This window comes from Variovorax sp. KBW07 (assembly GCF_003852515.1).
GTDB lineage: Bacteria > Pseudomonadota > Gammaproteobacteria > Burkholderiales > Burkholderiaceae_C > Variovorax.
Map to the genome: position 1 here is coordinate 18,539 of NZ_QAJK01000208.1, position 24,628 is coordinate 43,166.

The window sequence follows — 24,628 nt, forward strand, 5'->3', positions numbered from 1 at the left end:
TGGACCCTCGGTGCAAAGGGGCGGAAGATGGACCGCATGCGGCCGGTCGGTGGTTGTCGCACGGCCTTGCGGGCCGCGCGAGAGGCCAACATCCCGGCCGGCTGTGGGAGAGTTGCCCTCCGACCGTAAAATCGTCCGCTTTCGCGGCGCATCGCCGCGCTACTGTCCAATGTCCGGCCACGCCGGCGAGCCAGCTTCATGTTGACCTTCCAGCAAATCATTCTCAAACTGCAGTCGTACTGGGCCGACAAGGGCTGCGCGCTGCTGCAACCGTACGACATGGAAGTGGGCGCGGGCACCTCGCACACCGCCACCTTCCTGCGGGCGCTCGGCCCGGAACCCTGGAAAGCCGCCTACGTGCAGCCCAGCCGCCGCCCCAAGGACGGCCGCTACGGCGAGAACCCCAACCGCCTGCAGCACTACTACCAGTACCAGGTGGTGCTGAAGCCGGCGCCCAGCAACATCCTGGAGCTGTACCTCGGCAGCCTCGAAGCCCTGGGCTTCGACCTGAAGAAGAACGACATCCGCTTCGTCGAAGACGATTGGGAAAACCCCACGCTCGGCGCCTGGGGCCTGGGCTGGGAGGTTTGGCTCAACGGCATGGAAGTGACCCAGTTCACCTACTTCCAGCAGGTCGGCGGCATCGACTGCAAGCCCATCACCGGCGAAATCACCTACGGCCTGGAGCGCCTGGCCATGTACCTGCAGGGCGTGGACAACGTCTACAACCTGACCTGGACCGATGGCCTGAGCTACGGCGACGTCTACAAGCAGAACGAGGTCGAGCAGTCGACCTACAACTTCGAGCACAGCGACGCCGAGTTCCTGTTCACCGCCTTCAACGCGCACGAAAAGCAGGCCAAGCACCTCATGACCGAGCAGCTCGCGCTGCCGGCCTACGAGCAGGTGCTCAAGGCCGCGCACAGCTTCAACCTGCTGGACGCGCGCGGCGCGATCAGCGTGACCGAGCGCGCCGCCTACATCGGCCGCATCCGCAACCTCGCGCGCAGCGTGGCGCAAAGCTACTACGAGAGCCGAGAGCGCCTGGGCTTTCCGATGGCGCCGCGCGAATGGGTTGCGCAGATGCCGCCGAAGAAGGCCGCCGCCTGACCTGCGCCATGCCGCACGCCTGCCATGCCGACCATCTTCACCCACGTCGCCGTTCCCGTCTGCGCAGCCATTGCGCTGGGCACGCGGCGCGTGCCGGTGTCGGCGTTGCTGGCAGGCATGCTCGCGTCCATCGTGCCGGACTTCGACGGGCTGGCCTTCAAGCTCGGCATTGCCTACGGCGGCATGGGCGGCCACCGCGGTTTCACGCACACCTTGCTGTTCGCGCTGGTGCTCGGCCTTTCCGGCTGGTGGCTCGCGCCGCGATGGGGCATGCGCCGTGCGGTCGGCTGGGCCTGGATTTCTCTGTGCACCGTGTCGCATCCGCTGCTGGACATGCTGACCAACGGCGGCATCGGCATCGCCTTTTTCTGGCCGTTCAGCGACGTGCGCCATTTCAGCCCGTGGCGGCCCATCGAGGTGTCGCCCATCGCGCTCAAGCGCTTCTTCTCGCCACGCGGCGCGGCGGTGCTGCTCAACGAGATGCTCACCGTCTGGGCGCCGCTGATGGTGGTCGCGGTGCTCGCGCTCGTGGCGCGCCGTGCCGCCGACCGGCGCAACAGCAACAACAACGGGGCCGTCGCCGCATGAGCCCCTTTCAATTCTTCCCTTCCACGGTGCCGCATTGCTGCGTGCCCGTGACCGGCGCCGCCCGCGGCGCAGTTTTCGTCCTATCCCTCTGAGCCATGTCGTCTGCCAGCCTTCTTGTCGAACTGTTTGTCGAGGAATTGCCGCCCAAGGCTTTGAAGAAGCTCGGTGACGCCTTTGCCGGCGTGCTGCGCGACCAGCTGGTGGCGCAGGGGCTCGCCGAGGCGGGTGCCGTGCTCACCGCCTATGCGTCGCCGCGCCGCCTGGCCGCGCACCTCACGCACGTGGCCGAGCGCGCCGCCGACAAGGCCGTGTCGCAAAAGCTCATGCCCGTCGCCGTGGGGCTCGATGCCTCGGGCCAGCCCACGCCCGCGCTGCTCAAGCGCCTGGGCGCGCTCGGTGCCGACGCCTCGGCCGTGCCCGGCCTCAAGCGCGCCATGGATGGCAAGGCCGAAGCCCTGTTCTACGAAAGCACCGCCAAGGGCGCCACGCTGGCCGAAGGCCTGCAGAAGGCGCTGGCCGAAGCCATTGCCAAGCTGCCGATTCCCAAGGTCATGAGCTACCAGCTCGAAGAAGGCAGCGAGCTGCCCGGCTGGAGCAGCGTGAGCTTCGTGCGCCCCGCGCACGGCCTCGTCGCGCTGCATGGCGACGCCGTGGTGGCCATCGAGGCGCTGGGCCTGAAGGCCGGCCGCGAGACGCACGGCCACCGCTTCGAGGCGGCCGTCGATCCCGTCGTGCTGCGCGATGCCAACAGCTACGCGCTGCAACTGCAGGAAGACGGCGCCGTCATCGCGAGCTTCGAGGCCCGCCGCGCCGAAATCGCCCGCCAGCTGGCGGCCGCGGCCATCAAGGTCGGCGGCGGTGCCGTGCCCATCCACGACGACGCGCTGCTCGACGAAGTGACCGCGCTGGTCGAACGCCCCAACGTGCTGATCTGCAGCTTCGAGCGCGAGTTTCTCGAAGTGCCGCAGGAGTGCCTCATCCTCACGATGAAGGCCAACCAGAAATACTTTCCGCTGCTCGACGCGTCGAACAAGCTCACCCACAACTTCCTCGTCGTCAGCAACATCAGCCCCGACGATGCCAGCGCGGTGATCGAAGGCAACGAGCGCGTCGTGCGCCCGCGCCTGGCCGACGCCAAGTTCTTCTTCGACCAGGACCGCAAGAAATCGCTGGCCTCGCGCGTCGAATCGCTTGGCAAGGTGGTCTATCACAACAAGCTCGGCACGCAGGGCGAGCGCGTCCAGCGCGTGATGCACATTGCGCGCGGCATTGCGGAAAAGCTCGACAACTCGACCGGCGCGACGCTCGCCGCACAGGCAACGCAAGCTGCCCAGCTGGCCAAGGCCGACCTCGTGACCGACATGGTCGGCGAGTTCCCCGAGCTGCAGGGCACCATGGGCCGCTACTACGCGCTGCACGACGGCCTCGACGCTGCAGTGGCCGACGCCATCGAAGACCACTACAAGCCGCGCTTTGCCGGCGACGAACTGCCGCGCAACACCGTCGGCCTCGTGGTCGCGCTGGCCGACAAGCTCGAAACGCTGGTCGGCATGTTCGGCATCGGCAACCTGCCCACCGGCGACCGCGACCCGTTCGCGCTGCGCCGCCATGCGCTGGGCGTGATCCGCATGCTCACCGAAAAAGACCTGCCGCTGGGGCTCGATGCGCTGCTGCAGGACGCCGCCGCGCAGTTCAAGGACATCGCCGGCTTCGAGAGCAGCAAGGCCACCGTCGAGCTGCAGGACTTCATTCTCGACCGCCTCGCCGGCAGCCTGCGCGAGCAGGGCGCCAGCGCCCAGGAAGTCGATGCCGTGCTGGCCCCGCGCCCGCAGCGCCTGGGCGAAGTGCCCAAGTTGCTGGCCGCCGTGCGCGCCTTTGCCGCGTTGCCCGCCGCCGCCGCGCTGGCCGCCGCCAACAAGCGCATCGGCAACATCCTCAAGAAGGCGCCCGAGGCCGACGCGCACGTGAGCGCGCTGCTGCTGCAGGAGCCCGCCGAAAAGGCGTTGCACGCGGCCATGGCGCAGGTCGTGCCCGCAGCCAACGCGCAGTTCGAAGCCGGCGACTACACCGCCTCGCTGCAGACGCTGGCCGTGCTGCGCGAACCAGTCGATGCCTTCTTCACCGACGTGATGGTCAATGCCGAGCAAGCCGACCTGCGGCTCAACCGCCTGGGACTGCTGATGTCGCTGCACGCCGCGATGAACCGCGTGGCGCAGCTCGAGCGGCTGGCCGTCTGATCTTCCAGGCAACCTCACCATGGGTGGCACCGCCATGAAACTCGTCATCCTCGACCGCAACGGCACGATCAACGTGCACCGCGAAGACTTCGTCAAGAGCGACATCGAGTGGACGCCGCTGCCCGGTGCGCTCGAAGCGGTGGCGCGGCTCAACCATGCGGGCTGGCACGTGGTGATCGCGTCCAACCAGTCGGGCCTGGGCCGCGGCCTGTTCGACATGGCGTCGCTCAATGCCATGCACGCCAAGATGCACAAGATGCTCGCGGCGGTGGGCGGCAAGATCGATGCGGTGTTCTATTGCCCGCACAGCCCCGACGAAGACTGCGACTGCCGCAAGCCGAAGTCGGGCCTGTTCCTGCAGATCGGCGACCGCTACGGCATCGATCTGAAGGGCGTTCCCACGGCCGGCGACAGCCTGCGCGACCTGCAGGCCGGCGCGGCCGCCGGCTGCGAGCCGCACCTGCTGCTCACGGGCATGGGCGCGGCCTGCCGCGGCGTCGATCCGCTGCCACCCGAATATCCGGCGAACACGATGGTTCACGAGAGCCTCGCCGCCTTTGTCGACTTCTTGCTTGTGCGCGAAGCACAGGCTGCACTGCAGGTAGCTGTCTGATGGCGTTTTTCCGTTCCGTTCTCCATGCCCTGTGGATGCTCGTCACCGTCGTGCCCTGGGGCATCATCATGTGCGTCAGCTCGCTCTGGAAGCGCGGCATTCCGCTCTACTGGATGGCCGAGCGGTGGCTCAGCTGGGCCATCGGCGGCGCGCGCGTGCTGCTGGGCATCAAGACCCGCGTGACGGGCATGGAAAACCTGCCGACCGACACGCTGGCCGGCGCGGTGCTGCTGGTGAAGCACCAGTCCACGCTCGAGACTTTCCTGATGCCCACGCTGATGCCGCACCCGCTGGCCTACGTGTTCAAGAAGGAACTGATCTACGTGCCGTTCTTCGGCTGGGCAATGGCACGGCTGGACATGATCCACATCGACCGCAGCCAGCGCGCGCAGGCCTTCAACAAGGTGGTCAACCAGGGCCGCAAGCTGCTCGCGCAGGGCATCTGGATCATCATGTTCCCCGAGGGCACGCGCATTCCGCGCGGACAGAAGGGCACTTACAAGAGCGGCGGCACGCGGCTCGCCTGCGAGACGGGTGTGCCGGTGATCCCGATTGCCGTCACCTCGGCCAAGGTGTGGCCGCGCAAGGCTTTCATCAAGCGTCCGGGCGTGGTCGATGTGTCCATCGGCCCGGCAATTCCCAGCGTGGGCCGCAAGCCCGACGAGCTGATGCGCGAGGTCGAGGCGTGGATCGAAGCCGAGATGCGCCGCCTCGACCCCGAGGCCTACACCGACAGCCCGCCGCAGCAGCAACAGCCTCAGGTTCTGCCGGCGTCGTCATCGCCATCGTCGGACGCGCACTGAAAAAAGAAGAATCCGTCATGCGGGGGCTGCTGCAGTTCACCATGGACCTGTTCGAGGGGCTGGGGAGCGAGCTCGCCCAGCAGCCGCCCGCGCCGCCGCGGCGGGTGAAGAAACCCAAGCTGGTTGCGCCACCCGCTGCGCCGGGCTTGTTGCCGCCAGCGCCCGTGCCCGTGGTGGCAGAAGACGACAAGGACGCGGTGGCCGCGCCGCCGGCCGTCCCGCTGTCCGACACCCTGACGCTGGCGAACTTCGTGCACCCCCAGGCCTCGCGCGAAGTGGTGCTGGGCTCTGCGCGCGTGGCCTACGAATTCAAGCGCGGCAAGCGCAAGACCATCGGCTTCCTGGTCGGTGCCGAAGGCCTGTCGGTGCGTGCGCCGCGCTGGGTGGCGCTGCGCGACGTCGATGCCGCGATCCGCGAGAAGGCCGACTGGATCCTGCGCAAGCTCACCGAAACACAGCAGCGCCATGCGCGCGTCGAGGCCACGCGCATCGAATGGAAAGACGGCGCGGAGTTTCCCTTCATGGGCGAGCCGGTCGTGATCCAGCTCGACCCCAAGCACGGCTTTGCCAGCGTCGGCGGCACGCTCGATGCGGCCGTGGACGGCAACGGTCCGCGCACCTTGAGGCTGGCGGTGGCGCAGAACGCCGAGCCCTCGCAGATCCGCGATGCCGCGCAGGCCTGGCTCATGCGGCAGGCGCGGCGCCTGTTCATCGAGCGGCTCGATCACTTCGCGCCGCGGCTCGGCGTGCGCTGGCAGAAGCTGTCGCTGTCGAATGCGGCCACCCGCTGGGGCAGCGCCAGCGCGGACGGGTCGATCCGCCTCAACTGGCGCCTGATCCATTTCGGGCTGCCGGTCATCGACTATGTGGTCGCCCACGAACTGGCCCACCTGCGCGTGATGGACCACTCGCACCGCTTCTGGGAAACCGTCGAGAGCGTGGTGCCCGACTACGACCTGCTCCGGCAGAAGCTGAAGGACGAAGCCGTCCCCCGCTGGTCGTAGTCAGCGCGCGTGCGTGACGCCGCCGTCGACCACCAGCGTCGAGCCCATCACGTAGTCGCCGGCGCGCGACGCCAGGTAGATGGCTGCGCCGGCCATGTCTTCCGGCACGCCGATGCGCCCGGCCGGAATGCGGCCCTTGACCTCGTCGCCGTGGTCGCGCGCGTCCTTGTTCATGTCCGAGGCAAACGCGCCGGGCGCGATCGCGCTCACCACGATGCGGTCTTGCGCCAGGCGCAGCGCCATGCGCCGGGTCAGCTGGATCAGCCCGGCCTTGCTGGCCGCATACGAATACGTTTCCTGCGGGTTCACCGAGATGCCGTCGATCGACGCGATGTTGATGACCTTCGCCAGGTGGTCGGTCGCGGCCTTCTTGAGCATCGGCGTGAGGGCCTTCGTCAGGAAGAAGGGCGTCTTCAGGTTCAGGTCGACCACCTTGTCCCAGCCGCTTTCCGGAAACTCCTCGTAGGGCGCACCCCAGGCCGCGCCAGCGTTGTTGACGAGGATGTCGAGCGCGCCTTCGTGCTTGGCGTAGGCATCGACCAGCGCCTGCGCGCCCTCTACCGTGGACACATCGGCCGGCAGCGACACGCAGTGGCCGAAGGCCGACAGCTCCTTTGCGGTCTGGTCGCAGGCCGCGGCCTTGCGTGCCGAGATGTACACGCGCGCGCCCTGCGCCAGGAAGCCTTCGGCGATCATGCGGCCGATGCCGCGCGAGCCGCCGGTGATCAAGGCGCTGCGGCCCTTCAGCGAGAAGAGTTGGGTGGTGTCCATGGTGCGGGTGTCTCCTGAATCAGAAAAAATTCCAGGAAACGAGCTTAGTGCGCGGCGCGTCCGCGCTGCGTCACCTTGGCGCCAGCGACAGGCTGCGGGGGCTCGTGAAATTGCGCAGGTCGCCGGTCACGGGGTCGAGAAAAGCCACCGACTTGGCCAGCAGTTGCAGCGGCTTGTCGAAGTCGTCGGTGTTCTCGGGCATCAGCACCGGGTAGATCGGGTCGTTCACGATCGGCATGCCCAGCGCCATGCAGTGCACGCGCAGCTGGTGCTTGCGGCCCGTGACCGGCGAGAGCTGCAGCAGCGCCTGGCCGCCACGTGCCTCCCGCACCACGATGCGGGTCTCCGAATTGGGCTCGCCCGGCTCTTCCTTCACGCGCATGAAATGTTCGTCGTCGACCAGCCGGCTGCGGTAGACCTCGGGCACCGACGACACGCCGTCTTGCCACGGCACCACGGCTTCGTAGTGCTTGGCGATGCGCCGCTGGGGAAACATCGCCTGGTAGGCGCCGCGCGTTTCGGGCCGCACCGAAAACAGCACCAGCCCCGACGTGCTGCGGTCGATGCGGTGCAGCGGCACCAGGTCGTCGAGCTTCAGCTTGCGCTTGAGCCGCACCAGCAGGCTTTGCTGCAGGTACTTGCCGGTGGGCGTGACGGGCAGAAAAGGGGGCTTGTCGACGACCACCAACTGGTCGTCCTGGAACAGCACCTGCTCTTCGAAGGGGATGGTCACCTCGGCATCGAGCGTGCGGTAGTAGTAGACGCGCAGCGGCGATTCATAGCGGCGCTGCACGGTCACGGGCACGTGGTGCTCGTCGATCACGTCGCCGGCCGCAATGCGTTCGAGCCAGGCCTCGCGCGTGATGGCCGGAAAGCGTTCGACCAGGAACTCGGCGATGGTGGGCCAGGGGCCGTGCGCAAGCCCCACGCAACTCGGACCGACGCCGTCGCGCGTGGGCAGCGGCAGCCGGGGAGGCTTCATTGCGTGCTTTCGCGCTGCAGCAGTGACAGTGCTTCGCCGGACGAGGGGCGTGCAGACACGTCGGGTTGCATGCAGCTGTCTTTCAGTGCCACCACGGTGGGTGGTGGCGCATCGCTGCAGCGCTCGAGCAGTTCTTCGAGCAGGCAGCCGAAGGCGCGCATCTCAAGGCGCTGCAACGCCAGAGCCTGCGCTGCATCGAGCGAGCGGGTCATCCAGGCGGCGCCGAAATCGCCGAGCCGGCCGCCGCCTTGCGCATTCCACAGGATGTTGTGCGCGTACAGGTCGCCATGAACAATGCCTTGCGCGTGCAGGTGCTGCACGGCCGAGGCGATGTCGCGTGCAATGCGCAATGCCACGCCGGAAGACCAACGCGCGTCGCCCGCGTACACGTCGCGCGTGCACGACGCCAGGCTCGGCGGCCCCGCGAGGGTGATGAAAGAAGGATCGACCAGCGCCATCACCAGGCCTTCGGTGCCCTCGGGGTGGCCGTCGATGCGGCTCTGCGCGGCAATCAGCGTGGGGTGTTCGCCGGCCGCGATGCAGGCGGCCATTTCGCTGTGCGGCCAGCCGTCGCTGGTGACCGCGCCCTTGAACAGCTTCACCGCAACCTGCTGCTGTTGCGCCGCACCCAGCGCCGCCTGGTAAATCACGCCCGAGGCGCCTTCGCCCAGCTTCTTGCCGAGCGTCAGTTCACGCCAGTCGATGTGCGGCACCGACTGCGCGGTGATCGCCGCATCTTCGGCCTGCGTGTCGAAGGGGTTGCCCGCGGCCGCGAGCCACGACAGCCGCGGCAACGAAAGCAGCCATTCGGGCAGGGCGTCGAAGCGGTTGGCGGAAATGCGCAGCAGCTCCAGCTGCCGGCAGGCGGCCACCGTGCGCGGCAGCGTGCGCAGGCGGTTGCCCGCCAGCATCAGCTTCTGCATTCGCGTGCACCGGCCCAGCGTGTCGGGCAGTTGCTCGATCTGGTTGTCCGTAAGGATCAGCCAGCGCAGCGAGGGCGGCAGCGCCTCGGCCGGCACGCTGCGAATCTGGTTGGCCTTGAAGCCGACGATGTCGAGCCCGTGGCACTGGCCGATGGATGCGGGCAACTCGGTGAAGCGGTTGTCCGAGCAGAACAGCACGCGCAGCTTGTGCAGCCGGTGCAGGTCGTCGGGCAAGGTGCTCAGCGCATTGCCCGAGAGGTTCAGTGTTTCGAGTGAATCGGAAAGCGCGAACACCTCGGGCGGAAACTCGGTGAGTCCGCACGAGAGATCGATTCGTTTTGCGCCTGCCAGCCGGCCCGCGCGCAGCTCAGCCAGCGTGTCCATCCGGCGAGTCTAAATGGCCGGCGGCAGGTTTTTCAGGCCGTGCCCGACTTGGCGCCGAAGCGGTAGATGCCGTCCTTGCCCAGTTCGCGCTTCACCTGGCCCGAGAACCACAGCAGGTGCAGGTGGGCCACGGTCTCGCCCATCGCGAAGGTGATCTGGTGCAGGTCGAGTTCGCGCTTGAACAGGATCGGCAGGCCCTCGGCCGCGCTCAGCGGGCGCGCCGTGCAGGCTTCGAGCAACTCGGCCAGCCGGTCGCGGTGGTGCTCCTGCAACTGGTCGACGCGGCGGTGGATGCCGGTGAACGGCTTGCCATGCGAGGGCAGGCCCAGCGTGTCGGCCGGCAGCGCCTTGAACTTGTCGATGCTGTCCAGGAACAGCCGCAGCGAATTGGCCTCGGGCTCGCCCGCGTGCACGCTCACGTTGGTCGAGATGCGCGGCAGCATCATGTCGCCGCCCAGCAGCAGCTTCGACTCGTCGCAGTACAGCGAGATGTGTTCCGGCGCATGGCCGTAGCCGCTGATGCATCGCCAGGCGCGGCCGCCGATCATCACCGTGTCGCCGTCGAGCATGCGCACGTAGCTGTCGGGCACCGAGGGCACCATGTTGGCGTAGTAGTTGGTGCGCGCGCGGATCTTGCCCACGGCCTCGGGGTCGGTCATGCCGTGCGAGGCAAAGAACTTCGCCGCCTGCTCGCCGCCCGCCAGCGTGTCGCCGGCGGTGCTCAGCACGCGCGCCACGTGGTAGTCGGTCGAGCTGATCCACAGCGGCGCGTTCCAGCGCTTGCAAAGCCAGTCGGCCAGGCCGATGTGGTCGGGGTGCATGTGGGTGACGATCACGCGCAGGATGGGCAGGCCCTGCAGCTGCGTCTCGAACACCTGCTCCCATTGCGCGCGCGCTTCGTCGCGGGCAATGCAGCAGTCGACCACTGTCCAGCCGTCGACACCGCCCAGGGTGTCGCGCAGCAGCCAGAGGTTGATGTGGTCCAGCGCAAAGGGCAGCCGCATGCGTATCCAGCGGACGCCGGGTGCCACCTCCAGTGCGGTGCTGGGCTCGGGCAGGGTGTCGCCCAGGGGGTAGTGGAGTTCGCGTTCGAGGAGGTTCATGTAAGATTGACGTTTACGTAAACGTCATGTGTGGATGGCATCATTGTAGGGAGCGCGGCAAGAACCTGCTGTCGCCCCCGTAACGCCCCCTCCTGACCGCTTCCGAACCGAACCGGCCCCGCCGCCCCATGTCCACGCAGACCTTCACCATCAGCCAGCTCGCGAAGGAGTTCGACCTCACGACGCGGGCCATCCGCTTCTACGAGGACATGGGCCTGCTCGCGCCCGAGCGGGCCGGCCTGCAGCGCATCTACAGCGCGCGCGACCGGGCGCGCCTGACGCTCACGCTGCGCGCCAAGCGCCTCGGCCTGAGCCTGACCGAGGCGAAAGACATCCTCGACATGTACGACAGCCCTCAGGACACGGTGCCGCAGTTGCAGAAGTTCCTGGGCGTGCTGGGCGCGCACCGGGCGCAGCTGGAGGCGCAACTGGCCGAATTGCAGGCCAATATCGCGGAAGTGCGCGCTCACGAAAAAAAGGGCCGCGCCACGCTGGCACGTGCCCAGAAGGCTGCCAAGGCGGCCTGAAACCCGTTTCAACCTGCTTCACCGCGCTTCAACCCGTTCTAGACCGCTCCCGGAACACGACTCACCGACAATAGGTTCCTATGTCCGACAACCTCGATGACCTCTTTGCCCACAACCGTGCCTGGTCAGCACAGATGGAGCGCGACCGGCCTGGTTTCTTTACCGGCCTCGTCAAGCAGCAGACGCCGCGTTACATGTGGATCGGCTGTTCCGACAGCCGCGTGCCCGCCAACCAGATCACCGGCCTGGAGCCTGGTGAAGTGTTCGTGCACCGCAACGTTGCCAACATCGTGGTGCATTCCGACCTCAATGCGCTCTCCGCCATCCAGTTCGCGGTGGAGCACCTGAAGGTCGAGCACATCATGGTGGTCGGCCACTACGGCTGCGCCGGCGTCAAGGCCGCGCTCAGCGGCAAGCGCATCGGCCTGGCCGACAACTGGATCCGCCACATCCAGGACGTGCGCGACCGCCACAGCGTGATGCTCGACAGCCTGCCCGAAGACGTGCGTGTCGATGCCCTGTGCGAGCTCAACGTGGCCGAGCAGGTGGTCAACGTGGCCGTCAGCACCGTCATGGTCGATGCCTGGGGCCGCGGCCAGAAGGTCCGCATCCACGGCTGGACTTTCGGCGTGCACGACGGCCTGCTGCAAGACCTTGGCCTGAACGTCGATGGCGACAAGCCGCTCGACGCCATCTACAAGGCCGCGGTGCAGCGCATCCGCTACAAATGGAGCAAGCCGCTGGGCCTGTCTCCCTCCGCGCAGGCAGGCGCGGACGGCACCGAACGTTCCGAAGACGCGGCGAAGTAACCCGGCCGGGCCCATGTTCCCGCAGCGCCTCGATTCGCCGCTGGCCTACGACATCGCCAAGGCGATGATCGATGGATTCAACCGGCACTACCGGTTGTTCCGCGCCGAATCGGCCCGCGCCAAGCATCGTTTCGAAACCGCCGACTGGCACGGCCAGCAGCGGGCGCAGCGCGAGCGCATCGAGTTCTACGACCTGCGCGTGAACGAGGCCGTGGCCCGGCTCGAAAAAGAGTTCAGGGCCGGCGACCAGCCGATGGACGTGTGGCACCAGGTCAAGCTGCACTTCATCGGCCTCCTGGTGGACCACCACCAGCCCGAGCTGGCCGAGAGCTTCTTCAACTCGGTCACCACCAAGATACTGCACCGGGCCTACTTCCAGAACGACTTCATCTTCGTTCGCCCGGCCATCAGCACCGAGTACATCGAGCCGCGCGGCGCGCCCACCTATCGCCCGTACTACCCGGCGCCCGATACGCTGGCCGACACGCTCGAGCAGATGCTCGACGACTTCGCGTTGCAGGGCAGCTATGCCAACAAGCGGCGCGATGCCGAGCGCGTGGCGAACGTCATCCTGAGCCGCTTCCACCAGGTCAAGCTGCGCGCCAACTTCCAGCTGCAGGTGCTGTCGGGGCTGTTCTTTCGCAACAAGGGCGCCTATGTGGTGGGCCGCATCCTGAACGGCTTCACCGAGATTCCGTTCTCGCTGCCCATCCTGCACGACAGCCACGGCAAGTTCTACATCGATGCCGCGTTGTTCGGCGAAGACGACCTGCAGATGCTGTTCAGCTTTGCGCGCGCCTACTTCATGGTCGACATGGAAGTGCCCTCGGCCTGCGTGCAGTTCTTGCGCTCGCTCATGCCGCGCAAGCCGCGCGCCGAGATCTACAACGCGCTGGGCCTGGCCAAGCAGGGCAAGACGCTGTTCTACCGCGACTTTCTCTCGCACCTGAACTACTCGAGCGACCGCTTCCGCATTGCGCCCGGCATCAAGGGCATGGTCATGCTGGTGTTCGACCTGCCGTCGTTTCCGTTCGTGTTCAAGGTCATCAAGGACTTCTATCCGCCGCAGAAAGACACCACGCGCGAGCAGATCAAGGGCAAGTACATGCTCGTGAAGCAGCACGACCGCGTGGGCCGCATGGCCGACACGCTGGAGTACAGCGACGTGGGTTTTCCGCTCGACCGCTTCGAGCCCGAACTCATCGAGGAAATCAAGAAGTTCGCGCCCAGCCAGCTGGAGATCGGCGACCGCGACGGCAACGGGGAAATGGAAGTCGTGGTCAAGCACGTCTACATCGAGCGCCGCATGATCCCGCTCAACATCTACCTGCAGGAAGCCTTCGACACGTTGGCGCACCCCGAGAGCCCGGCCCATGCCAGGCGCGCGAAAGACCAGCTCGAACACGCGGTGGTCGAGTACGGCAACGCCATCAAGGACATGGTCGCCGCCAACATCTTTCCCGGCGACATGCTGTGGAAGAACTTCGGCGTCACGCGCGGCGGCAAGGTGGTGTTCTACGACTACGACGAGATCGAATACATCACCGACTGCAAGTTTCGCAAGGTGCCCACGCCGCGCAACGAAGAAGATGAAATGAGCGGCGAGGTCTGGTATTCGGTCGGCCCGAAGGACGTGTTTCCCGAAACCTTCGAGCCCTTCCTGCTCGGCAACAAGGACGTGCGCGAAGCCTTCATGGCGCACCACGCCGACCTGCTCGACGCTGCCTTCTGGCAGCACCACAAGGAACGCATCCAGGCAGGGCAGATGCTCGATGTGTTCCCGTACGAAGAGTCGCAGCGCTTCCAGCACGAGGGGCACGCGACGCATTTCTGACACTGGCCGCGGCACGCGCCGCGGTCGACTGCTTCAACGTCAACGCTTTTTGCTTTCACATTCCAGAAGGAGACCACCATGTCCGAATCCATCGTCATCGTCGGCGCCGCCCGCACCCCCATGGGTGGCTTTCAAGGCGACTTTTCTTCCCTCTCCGCGCACGACCTGGGCGGTGCCGCCATCAAGGCCGCCGTCGAGCGCGCCGGCATTGCGCCGGACAGCGTGGGCGAAGTGCTGTTCGGCAACTGCCTGATGGCTGGCCAGGGCCAGGCGCCGGCGCGCCAGGCGGCCTACAAGGGTGGCCTGCCCGACAGCGCGGGCGCCGTCACGCTCAGCAAGATGTGCGGCTCGGCCATGAAGGCCGCGATGCTCGCGCACGACCTGCTGCTGGCCGGCACGCACGACGTGATCGTGGCGGGCGGCATGGAAAGCATGACCAACGCGCCCTACTTGATGCTCAAGGGCCGCGGCGGCTACCGCATGGGCCACGACCGCATCTTCGACCACATGATGCTCGACGGCCTCGAAGACGCCTACCAGCCGGGCCGCTCCATGGGCACCTTCGGTGAAGACTGCGCGGCCAAGTACAAGTTCACCCGCGAGCAGCAGGACGCCTTTGCCATTGCCAGCGTGCAGCGTGCCAAGGCCGCCACCGAATCGGGTGCGTTCAAGGAAGAGATCGTGCCCGTCACCGTGAAGGGCCGCAATGGCGACACCGTGGTCTCCATCGACGAAGGCCCGGGCAAGGTCAAGCTCGACAAGATCCCGACGCTCAAGCCCGCGTTCAAGAAGGAAAACGGCACCATCACCGCCGCATCGAGCTCGTCGATCAACGACGGCGCGGCCGCGCTGGTCATGATGACCGAGTCGCACGCCAAGAAGATCGGCGCCAAGCCCATCGCCCGCATCGTCGGCCATGCCACGCACGCGCAGCAGCCCGAGTGGTTCTCCACCGCGCCGGTTGGCGCCGTCGCCAAGCTGTTCAAGAAGACCGGCTGGACCGTCAAGGACGTCGACCTCTGGGAAGTGAACGAAGCCTTTGCCGTGGTGCCGATGGCGCTGATGCACGAGCTCGACGTGTCGCATGACATCGTCAACGTGAATGGCGGCGCCTGCGCGCTGGGCCACCCCATCGGCGCGAGCGGCGCGCGCATCATGGTCACGCTCATTCATGCGCTGAAGGCGCGCGGCAAGAAGCGCGGCGTGGCCACGCTGTGCATCGGCGGCGGCGAAGGCACCGCCGTGGCACTCGAATTGTTATAAGAGCAACCGCTGGGAGCGCCCGAAGAAAGGGCGCTCACCGGCTTTTTCATTCCGACAGACACTCAAAACAATGCGTAGAGCAGGAGATTTCATGCGCCCATCCATCCACCGTACCGCCGTTACCGCAATCAGCGCCTTGCTGGCCACCGCCTTCCTGGCACCCGCCGCCAGCTGGGCGCAGAAGCGCGACAACGTGCTGTTCCAGGCTGCCACCGACGAGCAGCCCGCGGTGATTAAGACGCTCGAAAAGCTCGTCAACATCGAAACCGGCACCGGTGACGCCGAAGGCATTGCCGCCGCGGGCGCGTACCTCGAAGGCGAACTCAAGAGCCTGGGCTTCACCGTCACGCGCAGCAAGTCGGCCGGCATCGTGGTGGGCGACAACATCGTGGGCAAGATCAAGGGCCGCGGCGGCAAGAACCTGCTGCTGATGGCGCACATGGACACCGTGTACCTGAAGGGCACGCTGGCCAAGGCGCCGTTCAAGATCGAAGGCGACAAGGCCTACGGCCCCGGCATTGCCGACGACAAGGGTGGCAACGCCGTCATCCTGCACACGCTCAAGCTGCTGAAAGACTACGGCGTTCGCGACTACGGCACCATCACCGTGCTGTTCAATACCGACGAAGAAAAAGGCTCCTTCGGATCGCGCGACCTGATCCAGGAAGAAGCCAAGCTGGCCGACTACGTTCTCTCGTTCGAGCCCACCAGCGCCGGCGACGAAAAGCTCTCGCTCGGCACTTCGGGCATTGCCTACGTGCAGGTCAACATCACCGGCAAGGCATCGCATGCGGGCGCCGCGCCCGAGTTGGGCGTGAACGCGCTGGTCGAAGCGTCCGACCTGGTGTTGCGCACCATGAGCATCGACGACAAGGCAAAGAACCTGCGCTTCAACTGGACCATTGCCAAGGCCGGCAACGTGTCGAACATCATTCCCGCCAGCGCCACGCTGAACGCCGACGTGCGCTATGCGCGCAACGAAGACTTCGACGCCGCCATGAAGACGCTGGAGGAACGCGCGCAGCAAAAGAAGCTGCCCGATGCCGACGTCAAGGTGCTCGTCACGCGCGGCCGCCCGGCCTTCAATGCCGGCGAAGGCGGCAAGAAGCTGGTCGACAAGGCCGTGGCTTTCTACAAGGAAGCCGGCGGCACGCTGGGCGTGGAAGAGCGCACCGGCGGCGGCACCGACGCGGCCTATGCCGCACTGTCGGGCAAGCCCGTGATCGAAAGCCTGGGCCTGCCGGGCTTCGGCTACCACAGCGACAAGGCCGAGTACGTGGACATCAGTGCCATTCCGCGCCGCCTGTACATGGCCGCGCGCCTGATCATGGACCTCGGCGCAGGCAAGTAAACACAAAGAAAAGAGACAGGAGACACGCCATGCTGCTCACAGCCGACCAGGAAGCCATCCGCGACGCGGTGCGCGATTTTTCGCAAGCCGAGTTGTGGCCCAACGCCCCCAAGTGGGACCGCGAGCACAGCTTTCCGAAGGAGGCGCATCAGGGCCTCGCGGCGCTGGGTGCCTATGGCATCTGCGTGCCCGAGGAGCATGGCGGCGCGGGCCTGGACTACCTCACGCTCGCGCTGGTGCTGGAAGAAATCGCGGCCGGCGACGGCGGCACCAGCACCGCGATCAGCGTGACCAACTGCCCGGTCAACGCGATCCTCATGCGCTACGGCAACGCGCAGCAGAAAAAGAAATGGCTCGAGCCGCTGGCGCAGGGCCATATGCTCGGCGCCTTCTGCCTCACCGAGCCGCAGGCCGGCAGCGATGCATCGAGCCTGCGCACCACCGCGCGCAAGGACGGCGACGGCTACGTGATCGATGGCGTGAAGCAGTTCATCACCAGCGGCAAGAACGGACAGGTGGCCATCGTCATCGCGGTCACCGACAAGGGCGCGGGCAAGCGCGGCATGAGCGCTTTCATCGTGCCGACCGACGCGCCCGGCTATGCAGCCACGCGGCTGGAAGACAAGCTGGGCCAGCACAGCAGCGACACCGCGCAGATCAACTTCGACAACTGCCGCATCCCGGCCGAAAACCTGATCGGTGCCGAAGGCGAGGGCTACAAGATCGCGCTCGGCGCGCTCGAGGGCGGCCGCATCGGCATTGCCGCACAGAGCGTGGGCATGGCGCGCAGCGCCTTCGACGTGGCACTGGCCTATGCCAAGGAACGCCAGGCTTTCGGCGGCGCCATCTTCGACCAGCAGGCCGTGGGCTTTCGGCTGGCCGAATGCGCGACGCAACTCGAAGCCGCGCGCCAGTTGATCTGGCACGCAGCGAGCCTGCGCGATGCCGGCCGGCCCTGCCTGAAGGAAGCGGCCATGGCCAAGCTGTTCGCCAGCGAAATGGCCGAGCGCGTGTGCAGCGCCGCCATCCAGACGCTGGGCGGCTACGGCTACGTGAACGACTTTCCGCTGGAGCGCATCTACCGCGACGTGCGCGTGTGCCAGATCTACGAAGGCACGTCGGACATCCAGAAGCTCCTGATCCAGCGCGCGCTGGCGTGAGCGGCACGCACCGCCGGTTCCCGCGGGTGCGGACCGTCGCGGCGGTCCTGTTGCTCGCCTTGGCGGCCTGGGCGGTCGTCATCGAGCCGCGCTGGGTGGCGGCACGCGCCGAGCCGTTGGGCTCGGCCACGTGGACCGCGCCCGCGGGCCTGAAGGTCGCCGTCGCGGGCGACTGGCACCTCACCACGCGGTCGGCATGGCGCATCACCAGCGTCGACCGGGCCGCGGGCATTGTCGACCAGATCAACGCGGCGCAGCCCGATGTGATCCTGCTGCCGGGTGACTTCCTCGCAGGCTCGGGCGACGACGAAGCCTTGAGCATCGAGGAAATGGCCGCCGTGCTCGGCCGCCTCAAGGCACCGCAGGGCGTGTACGCCGTGCTGGGCAACCACGACTGGTGGCACGACGGCGAGCGCACGGCCAAGGCCCTGTCTGCGCAGGGCATCCATGTGCTGGAAAACGCCTCGGTGCGCCTGCCCGGCCATGACCTCTGGGTGGTCGGCATCGGCGACCATTCGACGGGCCATTCGCAGCCCGACAAGGCCCTGGCCGGCGTGCCGAAGGGCGCCGCCACGCTGGTGATGATGCACGACCCCTTCAGCTTCGCGACCATGCCGCGCACAGAGGGGCTGGTGGTGGCCTCGCACACGCACGGCGGGCAGGTCAGCGTGCCGGGCTATGGCGCGCTGCTGGTGCCCGGCGCCGCGCCGCGTGAATGGGCCTACGGCTGGATTGCCCACAAGGGCAAGCGCATGTACGTGACCAGCGGCCTGGGCGTGAGCATTCTCCCGGTGCGCTTCAACATGCGGCCCGAGTGGGTGATGTTCCAGTAGGGGCGTCGTTCTTCTTCTGCTTCTTCTTTCGTGTCATCGGTTTCGATGACAGACAGGACACGGCCGGCGGCGCAGCATGGCGATCTCTTCGTCGGAGGTCCTTGCCATGTCCTTTTTTTCCAGACCCGTTCCCCTCGCCGTGGCCCTGTTGTGCCTAGGTGCCATCGGCGCATCCGCACAAGCGCAAACGCAGCCCGCCGCACCCGACATCGCCAAGCTGACCGCCAGTGAGGCCGTGCAGCAGCTCTGCGCCGGCACGCTGACCAGCGAGCAGCTGGTGACGGCCTACATCGCGCAAGCCAAGGCCAGGGCGAACCTCAACGCGCTCATCGTGCTCGATGAAGCGGGCGCGCTGAAGGCGGCGCGCGCGGCCGATGCATCGCGCAAGCGCGGCGGTGCCTGCAAGCCGCTCGCGGGCCTGCCGGTGCTCATCAAGGACAACATCCAGGTCAAGGGCCTGCCCGCGACGGCCGGCACGCCCGCGCTCAAGGGCTTCGTGCCCGCCGCCGACGCACCGGTGGTCGCCAGATTGCGCGCGGCCGGTGCCGTCGTGCTCGGCAAGTCGAACATGCACGAGCTGGCCTTCGGCGTGACGGGCTGGAACCCCGCGTTCAAGACCGGCCCCGACGTCGGCGTGCGCAATGCCTACGACGCGAGCCGCATCGCAGGCGGCTCGTCGTCAGGCAACGGCGCCGCGCTCGGTGCGCGCATGGCGCCGGCCGCGCTGGGCACCGACACCGGCGGCTCGGTGCGCATCCCCTGCGCCTTCAATGGCTGCGCGTCGTTGCGGCCCACCATGGGGCGCTATTCGCAGCAGGGCATTGCGCCGATCTCTCACACGCGCGACACCGCCGGGCCGATGGCACAGTCGATGGCCGACGTGGCGCTGCTCGACCGCGTGATCGCCGGTGGCGCGGCCCTGAAGCCCGCCGACCTGAAGCGCGTGCGGCTCGGCGTGGTGCCGGCCTTCTACGAGAACCTCGATGCGGACACGCGCGCCGCCACCGATGCCGCGCTGGCCAGGCTGCGCGCCGCAGGCGTCACGCTGGTGGACGTGGACATGCCGAAGCTGATGGAACTGAACGGCGCCATCGGCTTTCCCCTGGCGCTCTACGAAGCGCACGACGACATGGTGGCGTACCTTGCGAAGTACCGCACCGGCGTCGGCATCGCGCAGCTGGCGGCCGGCATCGCCAGCCCCGACGTGAAGGGCACTTTCGATGCCTTCGTGATCCCGCGCAAGCTGCCCGCGCCGAATGGCGTGGTCGATGCCAAGCCGGTCTACGACAACGCCATGCGCGTGGCGCGGCCCGCGTTGCAGAAGCTCTACCGCGACACCTTCGCCGGCAACAAGCTCGACGCGCTGGTGTTCCCCACGGTGCCGCGCGTGGCGCTGGTGGCGGCGCCTGAAGCCAGCAGCCCGGAGAACTTCGGTGCGCTGATCCAGAACACCGACCCGGGCAGCAACGCAGGCATTCCGGGCGTGCAGTTGCCTTCGGGCCTGGGCGCGACCAGCGGCTTGCCCGTGGGGCTGGAGCTGGACGGCCCCGCGGGCAGCGACCGCCGGTTGCTGGCCGTGGGCCTGGCGATCGAAGGCGTGCTCGGCCGTTTGCCGGCGCCGAAGTGAAAGTGATCGATCAGCGGGCCGGCGTGCCCCAGCCCGCCAGCGCCGAGCGGCGCTCGATGCCCAGCTTGTCGAAGATGCGCCGCAGGTAGGTGCGCACCGTGGGCACGCCCACCGCCATGCGCCGCGCGATCTCCTTGTCGGTCAGCCCTTCGCGCACGCAGCGGGCCACCTCCTGCTCGCGTGCGCTCAGCAAGGCCCAGGCGGCTTCCTGTCCGCCGCGAGGGGCGGGCAGCGCCGGCGCCGTCGCCGCGCGCTGTGCCCGCTGGAGCGCTCCCGCGAAGGCCGGCTCGATCAGGTCGAGCAGCGCCTTCTCGTGGTCGCCGAAATCGCCGCGCCCCTTGCGGCGCCAGATGCGCAGGTCGCCCAGCGCGCGCTCGCCTTCGAAGGCATGCAGGTTCATGCCCCAGTGCAGGCCGTCGCGCGAGAGAAAGTCGGTAAAGAACGGGGTGCGCATCAGCGCGCGCTGCGGCATCACGTCGGTCACGCGCGTGGCGCGGCGGTGCGACTGCAACACGAAGGTGATGGGGTCGTGGTGCTGGTGCCACTGCGCATAGCGGTCGAGGTTGGCCGGGTCCATGTTCAGCGCCACGCGCGCGCCGAAACTGCGGCTTTCGGTGTTCCACACGAAAGAGGCGAACTGGTCCGCATGCAGCAGGTCGAGCAGCGCCCAGCCCAGGCGTTCGCGAATCTCGCGTTCGTTGCGCTCGTCTTGCGCCAGCAGCGTGAAAACGCCGCGCAGCGCGTGCTGTTCGGAGCCTGTCAGGTACATCGCCGCCTCGCTTGTTTTCGCATCCCGGAGTAAGGCTAAGGTTTAGCAAGCGCCGCGCCAAGGGTGAATGTCCGGGGGCTCCGGGCTTGTCCCATCGGCGCCTTGCCCGCGAGGTGTTCCAATAGCGGTCTTCATGAGCGCCATCGATCCCACCACCGGACCTTGCCCCTGCGGCCGCACCGACCGCCGCGACAAGCCCATCGGCTACGCCCTTTGCTGTGGCCGCTACCTCGACGATTTCGAGAACACGCCGGCGCCCGACGCCGAATCGCTGATGCGCTCGCGCTATTCGGCCTTCGTGCTGGAGCGGGGCGAATACCTGCTCGCCAGCTGGCACGCATCGAGACGGCCGGCCTCCATCGAGTTCGAGCCGGGCGTCAAATGGCTGGGGCTCGACATCCGCTCGCGCTCCGTGCTCGATGCCGACCACGCCGAGGTCGAGTTCGTCGCCCGCCAGCGCAGCAGCACCGGCACGGCCACCCGCCTGCACGAGCGCAGCCGTTTCGTGCGCGAAGGCGAGCGCTGGTACTACCTCGAAGGCGACTTGCAACAACCCGCGGGTTGACGCGCCGGGCCGGGGCTCGCACAATCGGCCCCGCTCCGGGGTGCACACATGTGGTGTGCTGAGATGGCAAAGCAGCCGACCCGCGAACTTGATCCGGGTCATACCGGCGTAAGAAGAGCTGCACTCCCTGGCTTCGGTCCGTTCGTCACCCATCTTCCGTGACGGCCCGAAGGCCCACCGAGCGATTGCGGAGCACCCTTTCCCTCAACAAGGAGTGCCCCGCATGAATGCCCCCGATAAATTCACCGCCTTGCTTTCGCTCACGCGAGAGCCCTTTCCCGCGTCCCACAAGTGCCTGATTCCAGGCAGCCGGCCCGACCTGAACGTGCCGGTGCGCGACGTGCTGCTGACCAACGGCGAAACCGTGTCGCTCTACGACACCTCGGGCCCGTACACCGACGCCAAGGTCGACATCGACGTGCGCCGCGGCCTGCCCGGCGTGCGCGACGCCTGGATCGCCGAGCGCAATGACACGGAAAGTTACGAAGGTCGCTCGCACCAGGCGCTGGACGAAGGCCTGAAGCATGCCCACGACCATGATGCCCAGCGCCTTGCCGAGCTGCGCGCTGGCGCCTCGGCCCTGCAGCGCACGCCGCGCCGCGCCAAGTCGGGCGGCAACGTCACGCAGATGCACTACGCACGCCGCGGCATCGTCACGCCCGAGATGGAATACGTGGCCCTGCGCGAGAACGGCAAGCGCGAGTGGATGGCCGAATACCTGGCCAACGAGGAGCGCGCCAAGCGCGTGGCCGGCAACCCCATGGGTGCCAGCATTCCGCGCATCATCACGCCGGAGTTCGTGCGCGACGAGGTGGCACGCGGCCGCGCGATCATCCCGGCCAACATCAACCATCCTGAAGTGGAGCCGATGGCCATCGGCCGCAACTTCAAGGTGAAGATCAACGCCAACATCGGCAACTCGGCCGTCACCTCGAGCATCGAGGAAGAAGTCGAAAAGCTGGTGTGGGCCATTCGCTGGGGCGCCGACAACGTGATGGACTTGTCGACCGGCAAGAACATCCACACCACGCGCGACTGGATCGTGCGCAACAGCCCCGTGCCCATCGGCACCGTGCCCATCTACCAGGCGCTGGAAAAGGTGGGCGGCGTGGCCGAAGACCTGACCTGGGAGATCTTCCGCGACACGCTGATCGAGCAGGCCGAGCAGGGCATCGACTACTTCACCATCCACGCCGGCGTGCGCCTGCCGTTCATTCACCTCACGGCCGACCGCATGACGGGCATCGTCTCGCGCGGCGGATCGATCATGGCCAAGTGGTGCATCGCGCACCACAAGGAGAGCTTTCTCTACGAGCGCTTCGAGGACATCTGCGACATCATGAAGGCCTACGACGTGAGCTTCTCGCTCGGCGACGGCCTGCGCCCCGGATCGGGCGCCGATGCCAACGACGAGGCGCAGTTTGCCGAGCTGCGTACGCTGGGCGAGCTCACGCAAGTGGCGTGGAAGCACGACGTGCAGACCATGATCGAAGGCCCCGGCCACGTGCCGATGCACATGATCCAGGCCAACATGGACGAGCAGCTCAAGCATTGCCACGAGGCGCCGTTCTACACACTGGGCCCGCTGACCATCGACATCGCGCCGGGCTACGACCACATCTCCAGCGCCATCGGCGCCGCGATGATCGGCTGGGCCGGCACCGCGATGCTCTGCTACGTCACGCCCAAGGAACACCTGGGCCTGCCCGACCGCGACGACGTGAAGCAGGGGATCATTGCCTACAAGATCGCCGCGCACGCGGCCGACGTGGCCAAGGGCCACCCGGGCGCGCGTTCGCGCGACGATGCATTGAGCAAGGCACGCTTCGAGTTCCGCTGGCAAGACCAGTTCAACCTGGGCCTGGACCCCGACACGGCGCGTGAATTCCACGACGAGACGCTGCCCAAGGATTCGAGCAAGGTGGCGCATTTCTGTTCGATGTGCGGCCCCAAGTTCTGCTCGATGAAGATCACGCAGGAAGTGCGCGAGTACGCCGCAAAGAAGGGCGTGGCCGAGGCCGCGGCCGTGACGGTGGGCATGGAGGAAAAGTCGAAGGAGTTCATGGCCGGCGGCGGCGAGATGTACATCCCGATCCGCTCGGTTTCCTGAGCGGGCGCCCCTGCGCCCCTGCGGCGCCGGGGTCATTGCTACCATGGGGGACTTCGCTCGAACCTCCCCCCATCTTTCCAGTGCAATGACCCCATTTCCTTTCGCCGCGGTCCTGTTCGACTGCGACGGCGTTCTCGTCGATTCAGAGCCCATCACCAACCGCGTGCTTGCCGAGATGCTCGGCGAACTCGGCTGGCACCTGACCACCGAAGAATCGATGAACACCTTCACCGGCAAGGCCGTGAAGGACGAGAGCGCGCTCATCGAATCCAAGACGGGCGTGGCCATCACCGACGAATGGCTCAAGGCCTTTCGCGCGCGCCGCAACGAGGCGCTGGAGCGCGACCTGGTCGCGATTCCCAACGCACCCGCCGCCATCCGCGAGATCTATGCCAGGCTGAAGGGCCGCATCGCTTGCGCCTCGGGCGCCGACCGCCACAAGGTCGAGCTGCAACTGGCCAAGGTCGGCCTGCTCGAGTGCTTCCAGGGCCGCATCTTCAGCGGCCACGAAATGCCCCGCTCCAAGCCGCACCCCGATGTGTACCTGGCCGCCGCCGAAGCGCTGGGCGTCGATCCGCGCCGTTGCGCCATCGTCGAAGACACGGTCACCGGCGCAATGGCCGGCGTGGCCGCGGGTGCCACGGTGTTCGGCTACAGCACCGGCGAATCGGGCCACAGCGGCCCCGGACCGCTGCGGGCCGCGGGCGCGGTGCAGGTGTTCAGCGACATGGCCGAATTGCCCGCGCTGCTATCGGGCTACCGCCTGCAGGCGGCCTGAGTTTCTGGTGCAATGACGCGAGGCGGTCGGTGACCGCATCGCAACACAAGCAACCAGGAGCCAGCCTCATGACGTCCGAGTACAAGACCGAGCAACCCGACCGCACCGAGATCGATGCCCTGAAGGGCCCGGCGGTGGTGGAGTTCGGCACCAACTGGTGCGGAATCTGCAAGGCGGCGCAGCCGAACATTGCGGAGGCGTTTGCGAAGTACCCGGACATTCCGCGCATCAAGGTGGAAGACGGAAGCGGACGTCCGCTGGGGCGATCGTTCAACGTGCGGCTGTGGCCCACGCTGGTGTTCATGCGCGATGGGCAACAGGTCGCGAAGCTGGTGCGTCCGGAAGACAGCCAGTCGATTGCCGATGCGCTTGCGTTGATTGCGTCGCCGGGCTGAGGCCTCGCTCTTTCGATTCCTTGCGCTGCGTCTTGCTTTAGGGGCGTCGTTCAGGGCGGCGCTCACGCCGACGGTGTGCTCTGCTCCGC

23 protein-coding genes and 1 riboswitch are annotated in these 24,628 nt (G+C 67.1%); of the genes, 18 read left to right on the forward strand and 5 right to left on the reverse strand.

Translation table 11 applies throughout. The annotated features are described in order from the left end of the window. Positions 1–198 precede the first annotated feature (198 nt). The 6 genes from glyQ to DBV14_RS31535 all read left to right on the forward strand — a co-directional run bounded on the left by glyQ (position 199) and on the right by DBV14_RS31535 (position 6,355). Positions 199–1,110, forward strand: a complete 912-nt coding sequence (gene glyQ / locus DBV14_RS31510; RefSeq protein ID WP_124465652.1) for a glycine--tRNA ligase subunit alpha — start codon at positions 199–201, stop codon at positions 1,108–1,110. A gap of 24 nt (positions 1,111–1,134) precedes the next feature. Further along, positions 1,135–1,698, forward strand: coding sequence for a metal-dependent hydrolase (locus DBV14_RS31515; protein WP_124465655.1), 564 nt, complete (start codon positions 1,135–1,137; stop codon positions 1,696–1,698). Positions 1,699–1,793: 95 nt separating this feature from the next. Next, entirely contained in the window at positions 1,794–3,935 is a 2,142-nt protein-coding gene (gene glyS, locus DBV14_RS31520) for a glycine--tRNA ligase subunit beta (RefSeq protein ID WP_124465658.1), read from the forward strand. A gap of 19 nt (positions 3,936–3,954) precedes the next feature. Further along, complete coding sequence (gmhB, locus tag DBV14_RS31525) at positions 3,955–4,548, forward strand: D-glycero-beta-D-manno-heptose 1,7-bisphosphate 7-phosphatase (protein WP_124465661.1); 594 nt, start codon at positions 3,955–3,957, stop codon at positions 4,546–4,548. Beyond that, a complete protein-coding gene (locus DBV14_RS31530; RefSeq protein ID WP_124465663.1) occupies positions 4,548–5,351 on the forward strand; it encodes a 1-acyl-sn-glycerol-3-phosphate acyltransferase in 804 nt (267 codons plus the stop codon). Before gmhB ends, DBV14_RS31530 begins: the two co-directional genes overlap by 1 nt. 41 nt (positions 5,352–5,392) lie before the next feature. Continuing rightward, a complete protein-coding gene (locus DBV14_RS31535; protein WP_124465712.1) occupies positions 5,393–6,355 on the forward strand; it encodes a M48 family metallopeptidase in 963 nt (320 codons plus the stop codon). Here the strand turns inward: DBV14_RS31535 and DBV14_RS31540 are convergent, their stop codons facing one another. The 4 genes from DBV14_RS31540 to DBV14_RS31555 all read right to left on the reverse strand — a co-directional run bounded on the left by DBV14_RS31540 (position 6,356) and on the right by DBV14_RS31555 (position 10,518). Continuing rightward, a complete protein-coding gene (locus tag DBV14_RS31540; RefSeq protein WP_124465666.1) occupies positions 6,356–7,126 on the reverse strand; it encodes an SDR family oxidoreductase in 771 nt (256 codons plus the stop codon). Positions 7,127–7,196: 70 nt separating this feature from the next. After that, on the reverse strand, positions 7,197–8,108 hold the full coding sequence (locus tag DBV14_RS31545; protein ID WP_124465669.1) for a pseudouridine synthase: 912 nt from the start codon (positions 8,106–8,108) through the stop codon (positions 7,197–7,199). Beyond that, positions 8,105–9,415, reverse strand: coding sequence for a leucine-rich repeat-containing protein kinase family protein (locus tag DBV14_RS31550; RefSeq protein WP_124465672.1), 1,311 nt, complete (start codon positions 9,413–9,415; stop codon positions 8,105–8,107). The genes DBV14_RS31545 and DBV14_RS31550 overlap by 4 nt, the downstream gene beginning before the upstream one ends. A 32-nt stretch (positions 9,416–9,447) precedes the next feature. After that, a complete protein-coding gene (locus tag DBV14_RS31555) occupies positions 9,448–10,518 on the reverse strand; it encodes an MBL fold metallo-hydrolase (RefSeq protein WP_124465675.1) in 1,071 nt (356 codons plus the stop codon). Between the two features lie 128 nt (positions 10,519–10,646). On the opposite strand from DBV14_RS31555, the gene DBV14_RS31560 reads away from it, so the two are divergent. The 8 genes from DBV14_RS31560 to iaaH all read left to right on the forward strand — a co-directional run bounded on the left by DBV14_RS31560 (position 10,647) and on the right by iaaH (position 19,922). Next, on the forward strand, positions 10,647–11,045 hold the full coding sequence (locus tag DBV14_RS31560; RefSeq protein WP_124465678.1) for a MerR family DNA-binding transcriptional regulator: 399 nt from the start codon (positions 10,647–10,649) through the stop codon (positions 11,043–11,045). A gap of 80 nt (positions 11,046–11,125) precedes the next feature. Next, positions 11,126–11,854, forward strand: a complete 729-nt coding sequence (gene can, locus DBV14_RS31565) for a carbonate dehydratase (RefSeq protein WP_124465681.1) — start codon at positions 11,126–11,128, stop codon at positions 11,852–11,854. Between the two features lie 13 nt (positions 11,855–11,867). Then, complete coding sequence (gene aceK, locus DBV14_RS31570; protein ID WP_124465683.1) at positions 11,868–13,688, forward strand: bifunctional isocitrate dehydrogenase kinase/phosphatase; 1,821 nt, start codon at positions 11,868–11,870, stop codon at positions 13,686–13,688. A 78-nt stretch (positions 13,689–13,766) separates the two neighbouring features. Then, positions 13,767–14,951, forward strand: a complete 1,185-nt coding sequence (locus DBV14_RS31575) for an acetyl-CoA C-acyltransferase (RefSeq protein ID WP_124465686.1) — start codon at positions 13,767–13,769, stop codon at positions 14,949–14,951. Between the two features lie 91 nt (positions 14,952–15,042). Continuing rightward, positions 15,043–16,302, forward strand: coding sequence for a glutamate carboxypeptidase (locus DBV14_RS31580; protein ID WP_124465689.1), 1,260 nt, complete (start codon positions 15,043–15,045; stop codon positions 16,300–16,302). 29 nt (positions 16,303–16,331) lie between these two features. After that, the gene (locus tag DBV14_RS31585; RefSeq protein WP_124465691.1) at positions 16,332–17,462 is read left to right on the forward strand and encodes an acyl-CoA dehydrogenase family protein; all 1,131 of its coding nucleotides are present in this window, start codon (positions 16,332–16,334) and stop codon (positions 17,460–17,462) included. Continuing rightward, a complete protein-coding gene (locus DBV14_RS31590; RefSeq protein ID WP_124465694.1) occupies positions 17,459–18,295 on the forward strand; it encodes a metallophosphoesterase in 837 nt (278 codons plus the stop codon). The genes DBV14_RS31585 and DBV14_RS31590 overlap by 4 nt, the downstream gene beginning before the upstream one ends. Positions 18,296–18,401: 106 nt before the next feature. Continuing rightward, positions 18,402–19,922: an indoleacetamide hydrolase gene (iaaH, locus tag DBV14_RS31595; RefSeq protein ID WP_260397299.1), complete on the forward strand. Its 1,521-nt coding sequence runs from the start codon at positions 18,402–18,404 to the stop codon at positions 19,920–19,922. 10 nt (positions 19,923–19,932) lie between these two features. On the opposite strand, the gene DBV14_RS31600 is transcribed toward iaaH, so the two are convergent. Beyond that, entirely contained in the window at positions 19,933–20,691 is a 759-nt protein-coding gene (locus DBV14_RS31600; RefSeq protein WP_124465697.1) for a helix-turn-helix transcriptional regulator, read from the reverse strand. A gap of 133 nt (positions 20,692–20,824) precedes the next feature. Between DBV14_RS31600 and DBV14_RS31605 the strand changes: the two genes are divergently transcribed. From DBV14_RS31605 to DBV14_RS31620, 4 genes are all read left to right on the forward strand, one after another. Next, the gene (locus tag DBV14_RS31605) at positions 20,825–21,256 is read left to right on the forward strand and encodes a YchJ family protein (RefSeq protein WP_124465700.1); all 432 of its coding nucleotides are present in this window, start codon (positions 20,825–20,827) and stop codon (positions 21,254–21,256) included. A gap of 26 nt (positions 21,257–21,282) precedes the next feature. Continuing rightward, positions 21,283–21,388, forward strand: a riboswitch (TPP riboswitch). 91 nt (positions 21,389–21,479) lie between these two features. Further along, entirely contained in the window at positions 21,480–23,366 is a 1,887-nt protein-coding gene (thiC, locus tag DBV14_RS31610; protein WP_124465703.1) for a phosphomethylpyrimidine synthase ThiC, read from the forward strand. A gap of 85 nt (positions 23,367–23,451) precedes the next feature. Continuing rightward, the gene (locus DBV14_RS31615) at positions 23,452–24,144 is read left to right on the forward strand and encodes an HAD family phosphatase (protein ID WP_124465706.1); all 693 of its coding nucleotides are present in this window, start codon (positions 23,452–23,454) and stop codon (positions 24,142–24,144) included. 68 nt (positions 24,145–24,212) lie between these two features. Then, positions 24,213–24,539, forward strand: coding sequence for a thioredoxin family protein (locus DBV14_RS31620; protein WP_124465709.1), 327 nt, complete (start codon positions 24,213–24,215; stop codon positions 24,537–24,539). Positions 24,540–24,628 lie beyond the last annotated feature (89 nt).

Excerpts from the sequence above, each read along its gene's own strand:
- glyQ (WP_124465652.1), top strand. The coding sequence starts at position 199 with ATGTTGACCTTCCAGCAAATCATTCTCAAACTGCAGTCGTACTGGGCC.
- DBV14_RS31515 (WP_124465655.1), top strand. The coding sequence starts at position 1,135 with ATGCCGACCATCTTCACCCACGTCGCCGTTCCCGTCTGCGCAGCCATT.
- glyS (WP_124465658.1), top strand. The coding sequence starts at position 1,794 with ATGTCGTCTGCCAGCCTTCTTGTCGAACTGTTTGTCGAGGAATTGCCG.
- gmhB (WP_124465661.1), top strand. The coding sequence starts at position 3,955 with ATGGGTGGCACCGCCATGAAACTCGTCATCCTCGACCGCAACGGCACG.
- DBV14_RS31530 (WP_124465663.1), top strand. The coding sequence starts at position 4,548 with ATGGCGTTTTTCCGTTCCGTTCTCCATGCCCTGTGGATGCTCGTCACC.
- DBV14_RS31535 (WP_124465712.1), top strand. The coding sequence starts at position 5,393 with ATGGACCTGTTCGAGGGGCTGGGGAGCGAGCTCGCCCAGCAGCCGCCC.
- DBV14_RS31540 (WP_124465666.1), bottom strand. The coding sequence starts at position 7,126 with ATGGACACCACCCAACTCTTCTCGCTGAAGGGCCGCAGCGCCTTGATC.
- DBV14_RS31545 (WP_124465669.1), bottom strand. The coding sequence starts at position 8,108 with ATGAAGCCTCCCCGGCTGCCGCTGCCCACGCGCGACGGCGTCGGTCCG.
- DBV14_RS31550 (WP_124465672.1), bottom strand. The coding sequence starts at position 9,415 with ATGGACACGCTGGCTGAGCTGCGCGCGGGCCGGCTGGCAGGCGCAAAA.
- DBV14_RS31555 (WP_124465675.1), bottom strand. The coding sequence starts at position 10,518 with ATGAACCTCCTCGAACGCGAACTCCACTACCCCCTGGGCGACACCCTG.
- DBV14_RS31560 (WP_124465678.1), top strand. The coding sequence starts at position 10,647 with ATGTCCACGCAGACCTTCACCATCAGCCAGCTCGCGAAGGAGTTCGAC.
- can (WP_124465681.1), top strand. The coding sequence starts at position 11,126 with ATGTCCGACAACCTCGATGACCTCTTTGCCCACAACCGTGCCTGGTCA.
- aceK (WP_124465683.1), top strand. The coding sequence starts at position 11,868 with ATGTTCCCGCAGCGCCTCGATTCGCCGCTGGCCTACGACATCGCCAAG.
- DBV14_RS31575 (WP_124465686.1), top strand. The coding sequence starts at position 13,767 with ATGTCCGAATCCATCGTCATCGTCGGCGCCGCCCGCACCCCCATGGGT.
- DBV14_RS31580 (WP_124465689.1), top strand. The coding sequence starts at position 15,043 with ATGCGCCCATCCATCCACCGTACCGCCGTTACCGCAATCAGCGCCTTG.
- DBV14_RS31585 (WP_124465691.1), top strand. The coding sequence starts at position 16,332 with ATGCTGCTCACAGCCGACCAGGAAGCCATCCGCGACGCGGTGCGCGAT.
- iaaH (WP_260397299.1), top strand. The coding sequence starts at position 18,402 with ATGTCCTTTTTTTCCAGACCCGTTCCCCTCGCCGTGGCCCTGTTGTGC.
- DBV14_RS31600 (WP_124465697.1), bottom strand. The coding sequence starts at position 20,691 with ATGTACCTGACAGGCTCCGAACAGCACGCGCTGCGCGGCGTTTTCACG.
- DBV14_RS31605 (WP_124465700.1), top strand. The coding sequence starts at position 20,825 with ATGAGCGCCATCGATCCCACCACCGGACCTTGCCCCTGCGGCCGCACC.
- thiC (WP_124465703.1), top strand. The coding sequence starts at position 21,480 with ATGAATGCCCCCGATAAATTCACCGCCTTGCTTTCGCTCACGCGAGAG.
- DBV14_RS31615 (WP_124465706.1), top strand. The coding sequence starts at position 23,452 with ATGACCCCATTTCCTTTCGCCGCGGTCCTGTTCGACTGCGACGGCGTT.
- DBV14_RS31620 (WP_124465709.1), top strand. The coding sequence starts at position 24,213 with ATGACGTCCGAGTACAAGACCGAGCAACCCGACCGCACCGAGATCGAT.